This window comes from Synechococcus sp. CCAP 1479/9 (assembly GCF_019038535.1).
GTDB lineage: Bacteria > Cyanobacteriota > Cyanobacteriia > PCC-6307 > Cyanobiaceae > Cyanobium.
Map to the genome: position 1 here is coordinate 1 of NZ_JAFKRK010000026.1, position 12598 is coordinate 12598.

Annotated in this window: 14 protein-coding genes and 1 pseudogene; 8 read left to right on the top strand and 7 right to left on the bottom strand. The window is 70.3% G+C overall.

Annotated features, from left to right (window positions below):
• The 6 genes and pseudogenes from KUG38_RS16960 to KUG38_RS11730 form a co-directional block, all read left to right on the top strand.
• A pseudogene (locus KUG38_RS16960) lies at positions 1–131 on the top strand (DUF4912 domain-containing protein); the annotation flags it as partial.
• The gene (locus KUG38_RS11710) at positions 131–340 is read left to right on the top strand and encodes a DUF8677 family protein (RefSeq protein ID WP_094586455.1); all 210 of its coding nucleotides are present in this window, start codon (positions 131–133) and stop codon (positions 338–340) included. The pseudogene KUG38_RS16960 and the gene KUG38_RS11710, both read left to right, overlap by 1 nt.
• Before the next feature lie 97 nt (positions 341–437).
• Entirely contained in the window at positions 438–1859 is a 1422-nt protein-coding gene (locus KUG38_RS11715) for a phospholipase D-like domain-containing protein (protein WP_353617796.1), read from the top strand.
• 17 nt (positions 1860–1876) lie between these two features.
• Positions 1877–2155 (top strand): hypothetical protein, encoded by a 279-nt coding sequence (locus KUG38_RS11720; protein ID WP_216921812.1) that lies wholly within the window; start codon positions 1877–1879, stop codon positions 2153–2155.
• Between the two features lie 38 nt (positions 2156–2193).
• Positions 2194–3414: an FAD-dependent monooxygenase gene (locus KUG38_RS11725; RefSeq protein ID WP_353617797.1), complete on the top strand. Its 1221-nt coding sequence runs from the start codon at positions 2194–2196 to the stop codon at positions 3412–3414.
• Between the two features lie 14 nt (positions 3415–3428).
• On the top strand, positions 3429–3893 hold the full coding sequence (locus tag KUG38_RS11730) for a hypothetical protein (protein WP_216921814.1): 465 nt from the start codon (positions 3429–3431) through the stop codon (positions 3891–3893).
• Here the strand turns inward: KUG38_RS11730 and KUG38_RS11735 are convergent.
• Positions 3874–4116, bottom strand: coding sequence for a hypothetical protein (locus KUG38_RS11735; protein WP_216921816.1), 243 nt, complete (start codon positions 4114–4116; stop codon positions 3874–3876). The genes KUG38_RS11730 and KUG38_RS11735 overlap by 20 nt on opposite strands.
• Positions 4117–4128: 12 nt before the next feature.
• Entirely contained in the window at positions 4129–4581 is a 453-nt protein-coding gene (locus KUG38_RS11740) for a hypothetical protein (protein WP_216921818.1), read from the bottom strand.
• Between the two features lie 135 nt (positions 4582–4716).
• On the opposite strand from KUG38_RS11740, the gene KUG38_RS11745 reads away from it, so the two are divergent.
• The gene (locus KUG38_RS11745) at positions 4717–6363 is read left to right on the top strand and encodes an alpha-D-glucose phosphate-specific phosphoglucomutase (protein ID WP_502988697.1); all 1647 of its coding nucleotides are present in this window, start codon (positions 4717–4719) and stop codon (positions 6361–6363) included.
• 13 nt (positions 6364–6376) lie between these two features.
• Complete coding sequence (locus KUG38_RS11750; protein ID WP_216921821.1) at positions 6377–7735, top strand: carbohydrate porin; 1359 nt, start codon at positions 6377–6379, stop codon at positions 7733–7735.
• Between the two features lie 24 nt (positions 7736–7759).
• On the opposite strand, the gene gltS is transcribed toward KUG38_RS11750, so the two are convergent.
• The 5 genes from gltS to KUG38_RS11775 all read right to left on the bottom strand — a co-directional run bounded on the left by gltS (position 7760) and on the right by KUG38_RS11775 (position 12456).
• Positions 7760–8974, bottom strand: coding sequence for a sodium/glutamate symporter (gene gltS, locus KUG38_RS11755; RefSeq protein WP_216921823.1), 1215 nt, complete (start codon positions 8972–8974; stop codon positions 7760–7762).
• 26 nt (positions 8975–9000) lie between these two features.
• On the bottom strand, positions 9001–9468 hold the full coding sequence (locus tag KUG38_RS11760; protein ID WP_286195962.1) for a hypothetical protein: 468 nt from the start codon (positions 9466–9468) through the stop codon (positions 9001–9003).
• Positions 9469–9542: 74 nt separating this feature from the next.
• Positions 9543–10583 (bottom strand): AI-2E family transporter, encoded by a 1041-nt coding sequence (locus KUG38_RS11765; protein ID WP_216921827.1) that lies wholly within the window; start codon positions 10581–10583, stop codon positions 9543–9545.
• A 74-nt stretch (positions 10584–10657) separates the two neighbouring features.
• Entirely contained in the window at positions 10658–11644 is a 987-nt protein-coding gene (gene glsA / locus KUG38_RS11770) for a glutaminase A (RefSeq protein WP_216921829.1), read from the bottom strand.
• 50 nt (positions 11645–11694) lie between these two features.
• Entirely contained in the window at positions 11695–12456 is a 762-nt protein-coding gene (locus tag KUG38_RS11775; RefSeq protein ID WP_216921830.1) for a proteasome-type protease, read from the bottom strand.
• Between the last annotated feature and the right edge of the window lie 142 nt (positions 12457–12598).

Below are 12598 nucleotides of genomic sequence, written 5' to 3' on the forward strand. Positions count from 1 at the left end.
AGCAGCTCTACCCGATCGAGGCCCTGGCGGCCGATGGCGAGCAGAAGCGCAGCATCACCATGGAGTTCCGCCGCTCCACGCCGGAAGACAACAGCAACCCCGCCAGCCAGGCCGTCGCCGAGTGGTTCTGATGGAGAACACCGCCACCGGCTCCAACCGCGGCCTGCTCAAGGCGGTCGTGGCCTTCACCCCCCTGGCCGGCTCAATCCTGTTCCCGCTGGTGGTGCCGATCCTGATGCTGCGGGTCAGCATCTCCGCCGGTGTGATCGCCGCGGTGGTGATCGGCAGCCTCTGGTTCGCCGTCATGCTGCGCACCTCGGAGATGCCCGGCCACCACTGAGGCCCACTGGGCACGCGGCGCGCCCCTGGCGAACCGTCAGAGCCCTGTCCCCCGCCGGGAAGGCTGAAGGAGCGGAACCCGCCGCCCCCTCCAGCCCGTGGACACCCTCACGCTCCTTTCCCGGCCCCTTCTCGCCCTGGCCTGCGCCGGCCTGCTCGGGGGCTGCGGCCCCGCACCGGCCGCCTTGAGCGGCGGCGGCGCCCGGGCCCTGCCCCTGCCGCCGGGCATCCGGGTGGCCTTCAACCACCGCGGCGACGGCCGCTACCGCAGCCCGGTCAGCGGCCAGTGGCGCCAGGGGGATGACCTGGAGGCCCTGCTGCTGGAGAGCATCCGCGGGGCCCGCGCGGAGATCCTGGTGGCGGTGCAGGAGCTCTCCCTGCCGGCGGTGGCCGAAGCCCTGGCGGAGCGCCACCGCCGGGGCGTGCGGGTGCGGGTGGTGCTGGAGAACCTCTACAGCACCCCCTGGAGCCAGCAGCATCCCGTGGATCTGCCACCCCACCAGCGCCACCGCCAGCAGCAGCTGGCCGCCCTCGGCCAGGGGGACGCCGTCGCCGTGCTGCAGCGGGCCGGTGTGCCCCTGCTCGATGACACCGCCGACGGCAGCCGCGGCAGCGGCCTGATGCACCACAAGTTCCTCGTGGTCGACAACCGGGTGGTGGTGACCGGCTCGGCCAACTTCAGCCCCTCCTGCATCCACGGCGATGCGGGCGCACCGAGCACCCGCGGCAACGTCAACCACCTGCTGCGCTTCGACAGCCCCGCCCTGGCCGGGGTGTTCGCCGCCGAATTCGCCCGGCTCTGGGGCGATGGCCCCGGCGGCCAGCCCGACAGCCGCTTCGGCATCGCCAAGGAGGGCGGCGGCGCCCAGGTGGTCGACGTGGCCGGCACGCCGGTGGAGGTGCTCTTCTCCCCCCACCGCCGCCGCGACCCCAACCACGGCCTGGCCTGGCTCGAAACCCAGCTGGCCGGTGCCGGCCGGCGCCTCGATCTGGCGCTGTTCGTCTTCTCGGGCCAGAACCTGGCCGACCGGCTCCAGGAGCTGCATGGGAGGGGCGTGAAGTTGCGCCTGCTGGCGGATCCGGGCTTCGCCAACCGGGCCTTCAGCGAAACCCTCGACCTGCTCGGGGTGACCCTGCCAGACCAGGACTGCCGCATCGAAGCGGACAACCGGGCCTGGAGCGCGCCCCTGGAAGGGGTGGGCACGCCGCGGCTGGCCTCCGGCGACAAGCTGCACCACAAGTTCGCCGTGATCGACGGCCGCGCCGTGATCACCGGCAGCTTCAACTGGAGCCCCTCGGCCGCGTTCCAGAACGACGAGACCCTGCTGCTGATCCGCTCCCCCCTGCTGGCGCGCCACTTCGAGGCGGAGATCGACCGCCTCTGGCGCGGGGCCGAACTGGGCGTCAGCGGCCGGCTGGCCCGCCGCATGGAGCAGCGGCGGCGCAGCTGCGGCAGCGGCCGTGAACGGCCCTCTGCCGCCGGTGGGGCGGCGATGGCGGCGCCGTCTACGATCCGATGACGCGTAGAAATCGATCCATGGACCCGGTGTCCGGCTCCGTCACCACCCCCAGCCCCGTCTCCACCGCCAGCTCCCGCGAGGTCACCCCGCGCCTGGACGCCATCAACCTGATGCTGCGGGACCTGCACACCCGCCACGACGAGATCCGTCACCGGGCCGCCTTCCGGGGCTGCACCAGTGAGCTGCTCACCCTGCAGCAGGAACTGGTCGACTACCTGCTCAGCAAGAAGAACGCCCTGCAGGGGGCGGAGAACGGCAGCCCCGAGGAAGGCCTCAACTACAACTCCTTCACCTGAGCGCCCCCTCCGGAGGCCCTGGCGCCCGGGTGCTGGTGGTGGGGGCCGGCCCCGCCGGCGCCAGCCTGGCCCTGCTCCTTGCCCGCCGCGGCCTGCCGGTCGACCTGATCGATGCCACCGGGCCCGGTGGTCGGCCGTTCCGCGGCGAAGGGCTGATGCCCAGTGGTCTGGCGGCCCTGGCGGCCATGGGCCTGGAGCCGCTGCCGGCGGCGGTGCGGCAGCGGCCCCTGACGGCCTGGAGCTTCTTCCTCAACGGTCAGGCCCTGTTCGAGGCGCCCGAGCCCATGGGCAGCGCCGCCCCCTGCACCCTGATCGACCAGGACACCCTGCTGAGCGAACTGCTCGCGCAGGCGGGCCGCCAGCCGGGCTTCCGCTTCCACCCGGGCCTGGCCGTCAGCGATCTGCTGCTGCGGGACGGCCGCGTCGCCGGCGTGCACCTGGCGGACGGCACCGCCCTGGAGGCGGCGTTGGTGGTGGCCTGCGACGGCCGGGATTCCCTGCTGCGCCGCAAGGGCGGCCTGGAGCTGGAGCGTGCCCCCAGCCCCCTCGACGTGCTCTGGTTCCGGCTGGAGTCCCCGGGGGCCGACGGGGTGCTGGAGTGGCTGGTCGGCCGCTTCGTCACGGTGGTGGGCGCCTCGGGCAGCTATGCCCTGTTCCCTTCCGCCCGCGGTGGTGTCCAGCTGGGCTGGGCGATCGCACCGGAGCCGCCGGCGGTGCCCACCCCGGCCGGCCCCGGCGCCTGGGCGGAGCTCTGGGCCGGCGATGCCCCTGAGCCCCTGGCCCGGCGGCTGCGGGAGCTGTCGGCGGCGGCTGTCCAGGGACCGGTGCGGCTGCCGGTGCGGGTGGGGTTCTGCCCCCGCTGGCAGCGGCCCGGCCTGCTGCTGCTCGGTGATGCCGCCCACCCGATGAGCCCGCTGCGGGCCCAGGGGATCAACATGGCCCTGCGCGATGCCGTGGTGGCCGCCAGGTTCCTGGGACCCGCCCTGCTGGACGGGGACCCCGGGGCCATCGATGCGGCGGCGGCGGCGGTCGTCGCCGAACGGCGACCGGAGATCCGGCGGATCCAGGCGCTGCAGGAGCAGGAGGCCCGGCGGGCCGAGCTGCTGCGGCGTCGGCACCGCCTGCGGGGCCTGCTGGCCCGCACCGCCCGCTGGAGCGGCCCGGTGCTGGCCCGCCGCTGGCTGGCCTCCCAGCGGCCGCTGCGTGACGGCACCGCGGCGATCACCAAAGACCCCGGGACGGCGGCCATGATTGGGTGACCTCCCCGCCCGCCATGGACCGGTCCCCTCGCGCCACCTCCCCGGCCCCGCGCCGCCTCGGAGCGGCCCTGCCGCACCTGGCCCTGCTGGCGAGCCTTCCCCTGGCGGGGGCGTCACCGCTGCGGGCCGCCCCGGAGCCGCCCCCCTTTCCCCCCTCCTCCGAGTTCCGCTCCCTGCAGCTGATCACCCTGGCCTGCAGCCGCGAGAACACCGCCGAACCCTGCGACCAGGCCCGCAGCCTGGCCAACCCCCTGCTCGACCATCCGCGCCTGCCCGCCAGCTGCAAGGACGTGCTCTGGACGATCCGTCAGCGGTCGGTGGTGGCGGCCAGCAACAGCTTCGAGCGGCGCGAACCGATCGACCGCGCCGCCCGCAGCCTCACGTCCGTCTGTCGCCTGCAGCTGCCGGTGGCCAAGCCGGCGGAGAATGCCGCCCCACGGCAGGGAGCCATCAACCTGATCAATCCCAATCAAAACTGAAGCGCTGACCGGGCAGCAGCCGCTGCAGCTCCTGGGCCAGCTCCCCCATCAGCTGGCGGCTCACATCGGGATGCTCGCGGAGCTCCTTCACCAGAGCCGCCACATCGTCGCTGGTGAGGCCGTGGCTGCTGATCCTCGCGTCCACGCGCTGGCGGAACTGTTCCAGCAGCAGCTCCTGCTGGGGAGACAGGGGGCCGTCATCCAAGGGGTGCTGAACGTCCATGGTGGGGCTGGGTCAGGGCTGGCTCAGGGACGGCTCCGGGCTGCCGGGGGCAGCCGCCCGGGGGGCGCCGCCGTCGATCAGGGTCAGCAGCCGGGTGGCCGTGTCCCGCATGAAGGCCAGGCTCATGGGGGTGACGACGGAGGCGCTGTCGGCCAGCTGGCAGAGGGGGTTGCGCTCACCCTTGGCCTCACAGCTGCTCGAGAGCCCCAGCAGGGCATTGGTGAGCTTGCCCCGCAGACAGGTTTCCTTACCCGCCCCGGCCAGCACCGCCTCGGCGGCGGTATGGGTGCGGCTCACCGCTTCGGGATAGGGGAGGGCCTTCGGGGCGCCCATGACCGCCCCCCGGACCGAGGTCTGGCTGACAACCACAGCCCCGGCGGTGGCGGCGACGACCGCGGAGGCGGCCACGGCGATGCGCAGGGCGTTGGCCCTGCGCAGGGCGGTGGGAAGCGACCGAAGCGCCATGGGGTGGGAGGCAGTTCCATCCACGCTAGCCAGAGCTGCCGCAGCCACCATCCAAGGCTGGAGCGCCAGCAACCGCAGGACTGCCCGAATCGGCGGAGGTAGCTTGGGGCTCCCCCGAGCACCAGGACGCCGGCCATGGCGATGACGACCGAGCTGCGTCAGGTGGCGCTGGAGCGACCCTTCGACGACCAGAAGCCCGGCACCTCCGGCCTGCGCAAGAGCACCCGCCAGTTCCAGACGCCCCACTACCTGGAAAGCTTCATCGAGGCCTCCCTGCGGGTGGTGCCCGGCATCGCCGGCGGCACCCTGGTGGTCGGCGGCGATGGCCGCTACGGCAACCTCGCGGCGATCAGCGTCATCGCCCGCATGGCCGCGGCCCATGGCGTCAGCCGCCTGATCACCACCACCGGCGGCATCCTCTCCACCCCGGCCGCCTCCCACCTGATCCGCAGCCACGGCGCCGTGGCCGGGGTCATCCTCTCGGCCAGCCACAACCCCGGCGGCCTCGACGGCGACTTCGGCGTCAAGATCAACGGCGCCAACGGCGGACCGGCACCGGAATCGGTCACCGATGCCATCCATGCCGCCACCCTCAGCCTGGAGGGCTACCGCATCCTCGACGCCGACCCCCTGAACCTGGAGGTCCCCGGGACGGCGACCATCGGCGCCATGGCGGTGGAGGTGATCGACGGCGTCGACGACTACGTGGCGCTGATGCAGAAGCTGTTCGACTTCGACCGCATCGCCGCCCTGCTGCGGGGCGACTTCCGCGTCGCCTTCGATGCCATGCATGCGGTCACCGGCCCCTATGCCAGCCGCCTGTTCGAGGGGCTGCTGGGGGCGCCGGCCGGCACGGTGCGCAACGGTGTGCCCCTGGCGGACTTCGGCGGCGGCCACCCCGACCCCAACCTCACCTACGCCCACGAGCTGGCCGACCTGCTGCTGGCCGGCAACGCCTACGACTTCGGCGCCGCCTGCGACGGCGACGGCGACCGCAACATGATCCTGGGGCGGAACTGCTTCGTGAATCCCAGCGACAGCCTGGCCGTGCTGACCGCCAACGCCACCCTGGCCCCCGGCTACGCGGACGGCCTGGCCGGCGTGGCCCGCTCGATGCCCACCAGCGCCGCCGCCGACGTGGTGGCCGCCGAGCTGGGCATCCCCTGCTTCGAGACCCCCACGGGCTGGAAGTTCTTCGGCAACCTGCTCGATGCCGGCCGGATCACCCTCTGCGGCGAGGAGAGCTTCGGCACCGGCAGCAACCACATCCGCGAGAAGGACGGCCTCTGGGCCGTGCTGTTCTGGCTGCAGATCCTGGCGGTGCGCGGCTGCTCGGTGGCGGAGGTGATGGCGGGCCACTGGGGCCGCTTCGGCCGCCACTACTACTCCCGCCACGACTATGAGGCCGTGGCCAGCGACGCCGCCCACGGCCTCTACGACCGGGTCTCGGGCATGCTCACCAGCCTGCCGGGCCAGGGTTTCGCCGGCCGCACGATCCGCGCCGCCGACGACTTCGGCTACACCGACCCGGTGGACGGCTCGATCAGCAAGGGCCAGGGCCTGCGGGTGCTGCTCGACGACGGCAGCCGGGTGGTGCTGCGGCTCTCGGGCACCGGCACCAAGGGCGCCACCCTGCGGGTGTACCTGGAGAGCTATGTGCCCTCCAGCGGCAACCTCGACCTGAACCCCCAGACGGCCCTGAAGGATCTGATCGACGCCATCGACGCCCTGGCCGAGATCCGGGTGCGCACCGGCATGGATCGCCCCACCGTGATCACCTGAACGGCCAGGCTCCATGAGGCCCCGCGGCGCCACCCTTCCCTGGCTGACGGCGGCCTGGGTCTGCGCTGCCGCCGGCCCCCTGCGGGCCCAGGCGCTGCCGGAGCCGGCGTCGCAGGCCGGCATTGAGGCGCAGGAGGCCACCCGCTTCGCCCCCACCACCACGGTCAACCTGCAGATCAACGCCGTTCTGGGCGCCCTGCAGTACGCCGGCAGTGAGGTGGACAGGGCAAGCAACAGCGCTGATGGGGCGCCGCTGCTGAACGGGGTCAGCCTCAACCATGAGGCCCGCCTCACCATCGACACCAGCTTCACCGGCCAGGACCTGTTCCGGATCCGCCTGCGCAGCGGCGACTTCGCCCCCTCCGGCTTCTTCTCCAACCCGCCCGCCCCCCTGAGCCGACTGGATGTGGCCTTCCAGGAGCCGGCCTGCGGCGCCGGGGAGGAGGGGTGCTCCGGCCGGTTGGTGAGCATCAACCGGGCCTATCTGCAGCTGCCCCTCAGCCCCGAGATCCGCGTCAGCGTCGGGCCCCGGATCATGCAGCTCGACATGCTCCCCGTCTGGCCGAGCGTCTACAACCAGTCCCCCATCCTCGATCTGTTCCAGTACGCCGGCTCACCGGGCACCTACAGCAAGCGGCTCGGGGGCGGCTTCGGGATCTGGTGGCAGCCCCGCGGCGACCTGCGGGGGCTCAGCCTGGGCTACGCCTACGTCGCCGGCCGGGCCGGGGGGTCCCCCCAGGGGGGCGGCCTGTTCGGCGGGACCTCCTCCCAGACCAGCACCGTGCAGCTGGCCCTGACCCGGCCCCAGTGGAACATCACCGGGGCCTGGACCCTCAGCGGGCCCCAGGTGCGGCTCAGGGGGACGCCCCTGGCCAGCCAGCTGGCGGGGGGCGCCGGCGAGGGCAGCCTGGGTTCCTGGTCGCTGGCGGGCTACTGGCAGCCGCGCCGCTCCGGCTGGCTGCCCTCGATCAGCGCCGGCTGGGGGCAGGACACCTTCCGCTTCGGCTCCTACCCGGTGGCTGGCCTTTCGGGGGTGCGCAGCCGCTCCTGGTACACCGGGCTGGTCTGGAGCGATGTGCTGGGGGTGGGCAACAGCCTGGGCTTTGCCGTCGGCTCGCCGGCCCACGTGAGCGCGATCCAGACACCAGCCCAGAGCGACCTCGACGACCGGGGCCTGGCCATGGAGCTCTTCTACCGGATCCAGCTCAGCGACGATCTCTCAGTGACCCCGGCGGTGTTCTGGCTGAGCCGGCCACGCGGGGCCCTCACCGGCAGCGCCACGCTCTCCGAGGCCCTGCTGTTTTCCCCGGCCACGGGGGAGGCCAGCCTGGGGGTGTGGGCCGGGCTGATCCGCACGACGCTGCGCTTCTGAGGCCAGCCCGGCTGGGTGCCCGGATCAGCCGAACCAGTTGAGGAAGCGCTGGATCACCACGGCGTTGCTGATGTCCACGAAGAAGCCCGACACCAGCGGCACGATGATGAAGGCCCGGCGGGCGGGACCATAGGTCTGGGACACCGCCGACATGTTGGCCATCGCCGTGGGCGTGGCCCCCAGGGAGATACCCCCGAAGCCGGCGCAGATCACGGCGGCCTCGTAATCGCGCCCCATCACCTTGAACACCACGAACAGGGCGAACAGGAAGGACACCACGAACTGGGCGGCGAGGATGGCCAGGATGGGGCCCGCCAGGGAGGCGATGGTCCAGAGCTGCAGGCTCATCAGGGACATCGTCAGGAAGATGCCCAGGGCGATGTCCGAGACGATGGCCAGGGAGCGGGGGGCGGCCAGGCAGCGGATCGGCAGCAGCCGCGGCACCGTGTTGGTGAGGAAGATCGCCGCGAACAGGCAGCAGACGAACAGGGGCAGGTTGCTGCCGGCCGCCTTCAGCACCTCATGCAGCACCTCGCCCAGGCCCAGGCTGACGTTGAGCCAGAAAAGGGTGCCCAGCAGGGTGAAGTAGGTCACCGGCTCCAGGCCCGCGTCCGGGGTGGCGCCCCCCACGGCAGCGGAGGAGGCCGAAGAGGAGGAGGCGGCCTGCGGCGTCTTGAGCCGGTGGCGGCGGATAAGGATCCGGGCGATCGGCCCGCCCATCAGCGAGGCCAGCACCAGCCCGAAGGTGGCGCAGGCGATGCCGATCTCGAGGGCATTGCTGATGCCGTGGCTCTCAGCGAAGCGTGGTGCCCAGGCGATGGCCGTGCCGTGGCCCCCCAGCAGGGACACCGATCCCCCCAGCAGGCCCACCAGGGGATTCAGCCCCAGCAGCGCCGCCATGCCGATCCCGGTGAGGTTCTGCAGGAGCATGTAACCCACCGTGGTCCCCACCAGGATCAGCAGGGGCCAACCACCCGAGAGCAGGGTCTTGATGTCGGCGTTGAGGCCGATGGCCGCAAAGAAATAGAGCAGCAGAAAATCCCGCGTCTGCAGATTGAAGCCGATCTCCGTGCCGTTGATGGCATGGATCAGAGCCAGCAGCAGGCAGACCAGCAGCCCGCTGGTGACCGGCTCAGGAATGTTGAAGTCCCGCAGAAAGCCAACCTTGCGATTCAGCCAGCGACCGATCGCCAGCACCACGATGGCGATGTTGAAGGTCGCGAAGCTCTCGAACTGCATGGGTTGGGGGAATCAGTGGAAGGGCTTCAGGTACAACCCTGAACGGAGATCCGATAGCTGAATCCAAGGGCCGCCGGTGTGGTGGAGGAGCCCACCCGGAAATTCATCAACCGGGTGCGCTTGCCGGGAACGGCCTGGAAGGGACCGAACATCCGGCCCGTACCGGGTTCAAACGTCGGGGTTTCGTTGACCACCTGCAGGCTGCTGCCATCGGTGAAGACCATGAAGCCCGACACCGGGAAGGTGGCGCGCTCGGTGGAGGCCGATGTGAAGAAGAAGCGATAACTGCGGAAATCGCGATCCACAACGAAGTCGGTGTTCCAGTTGGTGCGACCCACGAGCCGGTCCGGCCCGATCCGCTTCGACACTACCGGGTTGCCGCCGCCCCCCAGGGGCATCAGAAAGCGGCAGCTGGCCTGGGCGGCAGGAACGCCGGTGGCCGCCGTCGCGACCAGGGCCGTGAGGGTGGCAATGATCGCACGTTTCAAAGTCAAGGGCGTACCCAGGAGATCAGCAAAGAGCAGCATGACAGCCGGGTGGACTGGGAATAGATGGGAATTTCCCCATGTCAGCGTGCTGCGGTGGAAGGGCCCTGCTCCCCTGTGCCATCACCGACGGCCGGGGTGAGGAGACTGGATTCCCGCCGCTGACGTTCGGAATGGAACCAGAGCGCCAGCATGCCCGCCAGAGGGATCGAAAGGAACACCCCCAGCAGGCCAGCGACCCGCTGTCCGATGAAGAGGGCCAGAAAGAGGAGGACCGGATTGAGCTCCATCGCCTGGCCCATCACCTTGGGCCGGACAATATTGTCCTGAATCTGACCGAGCAGCACCGAAGCGATCAAGGCCCGCAAGCCAATGTCTCCCCCCTGGGAGGCGAAGACCATCAGAGAGATCAACATGATGCCGAGGGTGGCTCCGATCCCTGGGATCGCATCAAGAACGCCCACAATCACCGCCAGAATCAGGCTGTATTTCACACCCAGCAGCGGGAAGATCACGGCCGTTGAGACGGTCAGAAACACCATCAACAGCAGCTGTCCGCGGATGAATCCCAGCACACTCTGCAGAAAGATCACGGCGAAACGATCACGGTGATGCTCCGGAATCAGCCCCAGAAAGCCTTTCCATAGCTTCTCGCCGTCGATCAGCATATAGAGACTGATCACCGCACCGAAAATGCCCGTGAAGACCCCGGAAAAGACGGTTTGCAACAGCCCCAGTCCCGTCAGCAGACCCTCCTGAAGCAGGGTTGTGATTCTGTCGAATCCATAGGTTTTGAGGTATTGATGCAGGGGCGTGAGGTCCTGCTGTTTCAAGGTGCCTTGCAGATCCAGCAACAGACCCTGGCCCTGGTTCAGCACCTGCAGGCCAATCCCGGTGACGAATCCGATCAGCAGGATCAGGGCGCCGAAGGTCACGGCGGCAATCGACCATCCCCGCGGCAGATAGCGGCTCAGCCACTTCACCGGGACGTTCAGCAGGGCCGCGACGATGGCGGCGGCCGTGAACACCGCAATCGTACCGGAAAAGTAATTGAAGATGACCACTGTGACCCCGATGCAGGCCAGCAGCAGGAGATAGCGCACGAGGTTGGTGGTGCTGAACATTGCGGCAGAAGGCACCACGCTGAAGCTGGATCGTAGACAGGCGAGCCCCCCATCTCCCCCTGCGGGGCGATGGTTCAGCGGCTCCCCTCGGGCCTGGAGGCGAACAGGTTGAGACCCAGCCGCTCGGAGAGAAAGCGTGCCGTGAGCTGGCCGCGCACACTGTTGCCCGCCTCATCCAGGGGCGGTGAATAGGTGGCCAGCCCCCCCTTCCCGGGCGCCACCGTGATCATGCCGCCGGCCACGCCGCTCTTACCCGGCAGGCCGGTGGCGTAGAGCCAGTCGCCGGAGGTCTCGTACAAGCCCGCCGTCACCATCACCGCCAGCACGTGCTGGCAGTGGATGGCATCGATCACCTGCTCCCCGGTGACGGGCTGGCGGCCACCGTTGGCCAGGGTGGCGGCCATCACCGCCAGGTCGGCGGCGGTGACGCTCAGGGAACACTGGCGGGTGTAGAGCTCGGTGGCCTCGTCGGGATCCCACCAGATGCGGTCGTGGTCGCTGAGGAGCGTGGCCAGGCCGGCGTTGCGCCGATTGGTGGCCAGCTCCGAGGCGCAGACCTCAGCATCGATCTCCAGCCGCCGACCGGCGAAGCGGGAGAAGCCGTCCTGGATGAAGGCCCACTTCGCCTCGCTGCTGGAACCCGGCGCCAGGCTAGTGGCGGCGATCGCCCCGGCATTCACCATCGGATTGGAGAGGCCGTCGCCGCTGCGCTCCACCGCCAGCACGGAATTGAAGGGCAGGCCGGTGCTGTTGACCCCGAGTTTCTCGCGGACTTCCTCCTCACCGATGGCCTGGCAGATGAGGGCGAACAGGAACGGCTTGGAAATGCTCTGGATGCTGAAGGCCACCCGGGCCTCACCCGCCTCGAACAGGGCCCCGCCGCTGCTGGAGACGCAGAGGCCGAAATGGTCGGGAGCCGCCGCCGCCAGGGCCGGGATGTAGTCGGCCACCTGGCCCTCGCGGACCGGAGCGAAGCGGCGATGGGCCTCTGCCACCAGCTCCTGCACCACCTCGGCGGTGGGCAGGTGGCCGTTGGACACCCATTCGGAGACGGACCACATGGCGGGAGGTGGGGCTGGTGGGGCTCAGGCTGGCAGCGGTCTCGGCAAGGTCAGGCCGGCGACACCCGCTCCCAGGGGAAGCTCGGCAGGCGATGCAGCGCCTCCCGCTGGGCGTCGCTCCAGGTCTCGACCATGGCAGCCAGTTCCGGCGCGTCGGCAGCGAAGGTCAACCGGTGGGCGATCGTCAGGGCATCGGCGGGAAGGATGGCCAGCTCGAACGGGGGACCGACCGTGAGGTTGGAGCGCTGGGTCAGCACCTCCGAGATCAGGCAGAGCCGGGCCGCATCCTCCAGGGAGAGGTTGGTGTGGCCGACGTTATCGAGGGGTGGTTTGCCGTATTTCGTCTCGCCAATCTGCAGGTAAGGAGTTTCGCGGGTGGCCATGATGGCGTTGCCCTGGGGATACACCAGATACAGGCCGTGGGGCTCCCCGGCGATCTGGCCGCCCAGCAGGAACGAGGCTCCGGCACTGGCCCCGGCCTGCTGCAGGGCCGGGCCGTTTTCCTCCTGCACCGCCACGCTCACCCGGCCGATGTAGGCGGCGGCTTCGAACAGGTAATCGCAGGAGCGCAGATCCCCGGCCCCGCTGGCGGAGTCCTCGGCGGGCCGGTCCAGATCCCGCCGGATCCAGCTGACCACGGCCTGGGTGGTGGCCAGATTGCCGGCGGCAAGCAGCACGAACAGCCGGTCGGAGGCCGGCTGGAAGACGTACATCTTGCTGTAGCTCGAGATATAATCAACTCCCGCATTCGTGCGGGAATCTGAAGCCATGACCAGGCCCTTCTCCAGCCAGTAGCCGATGCAGTACGTCACCCTGTTTGGCCGCTGATGCAGGCCGCTGAGGCTAGCCCACAGGTCCTGAGTGAGGGCGGGGCAAACACCGGAACCCGGCAGCTCCCCGCCTTGCCTTCGGCACGTCCCCACCGCCGGACCCCTGGCACCGAGGGGGCCCGCG

Excerpts from the sequence above, each read along its gene's own strand:
- KUG38_RS11740 (WP_216921818.1), bottom strand. The coding sequence starts at position 4,581 with ATGGCGCTTCGGTCGCTTCCCACCGCCCTGCGCAGGGCCAACGCCCTG.
- KUG38_RS11745 (WP_502988697.1), top strand. The coding sequence starts at position 4,717 with ATGGCGATGACGACCGAGCTGCGTCAGGTGGCGCTGGAGCGACCCTTC.
- KUG38_RS11765 (WP_216921827.1), bottom strand. The coding sequence starts at position 10,583 with ATGTTCAGCACCACCAACCTCGTGCGCTATCTCCTGCTGCTGGCCTGC.
- KUG38_RS11720 (WP_216921812.1), top strand. The coding sequence starts at position 1,877 with ATGGACCCGGTGTCCGGCTCCGTCACCACCCCCAGCCCCGTCTCCACC.
- gltS (WP_216921823.1), bottom strand. The coding sequence starts at position 8,974 with ATGCAGTTCGAGAGCTTCGCGACCTTCAACATCGCCATCGTGGTGCTG.
- KUG38_RS11750 (WP_216921821.1), top strand. The coding sequence starts at position 6,377 with ATGAGGCCCCGCGGCGCCACCCTTCCCTGGCTGACGGCGGCCTGGGTC.
- KUG38_RS11730 (WP_216921814.1), top strand. The coding sequence starts at position 3,429 with ATGGACCGGTCCCCTCGCGCCACCTCCCCGGCCCCGCGCCGCCTCGGA.
- glsA (WP_216921829.1), bottom strand. The coding sequence starts at position 11,644 with ATGTGGTCCGTCTCCGAATGGGTGTCCAACGGCCACCTGCCCACCGCC.
- KUG38_RS11710 (WP_094586455.1), top strand. The coding sequence starts at position 131 with ATGGAGAACACCGCCACCGGCTCCAACCGCGGCCTGCTCAAGGCGGTC.
- KUG38_RS11735 (WP_216921816.1), bottom strand. The coding sequence starts at position 4,116 with ATGGACGTTCAGCACCCCTTGGATGACGGCCCCCTGTCTCCCCAGCAG.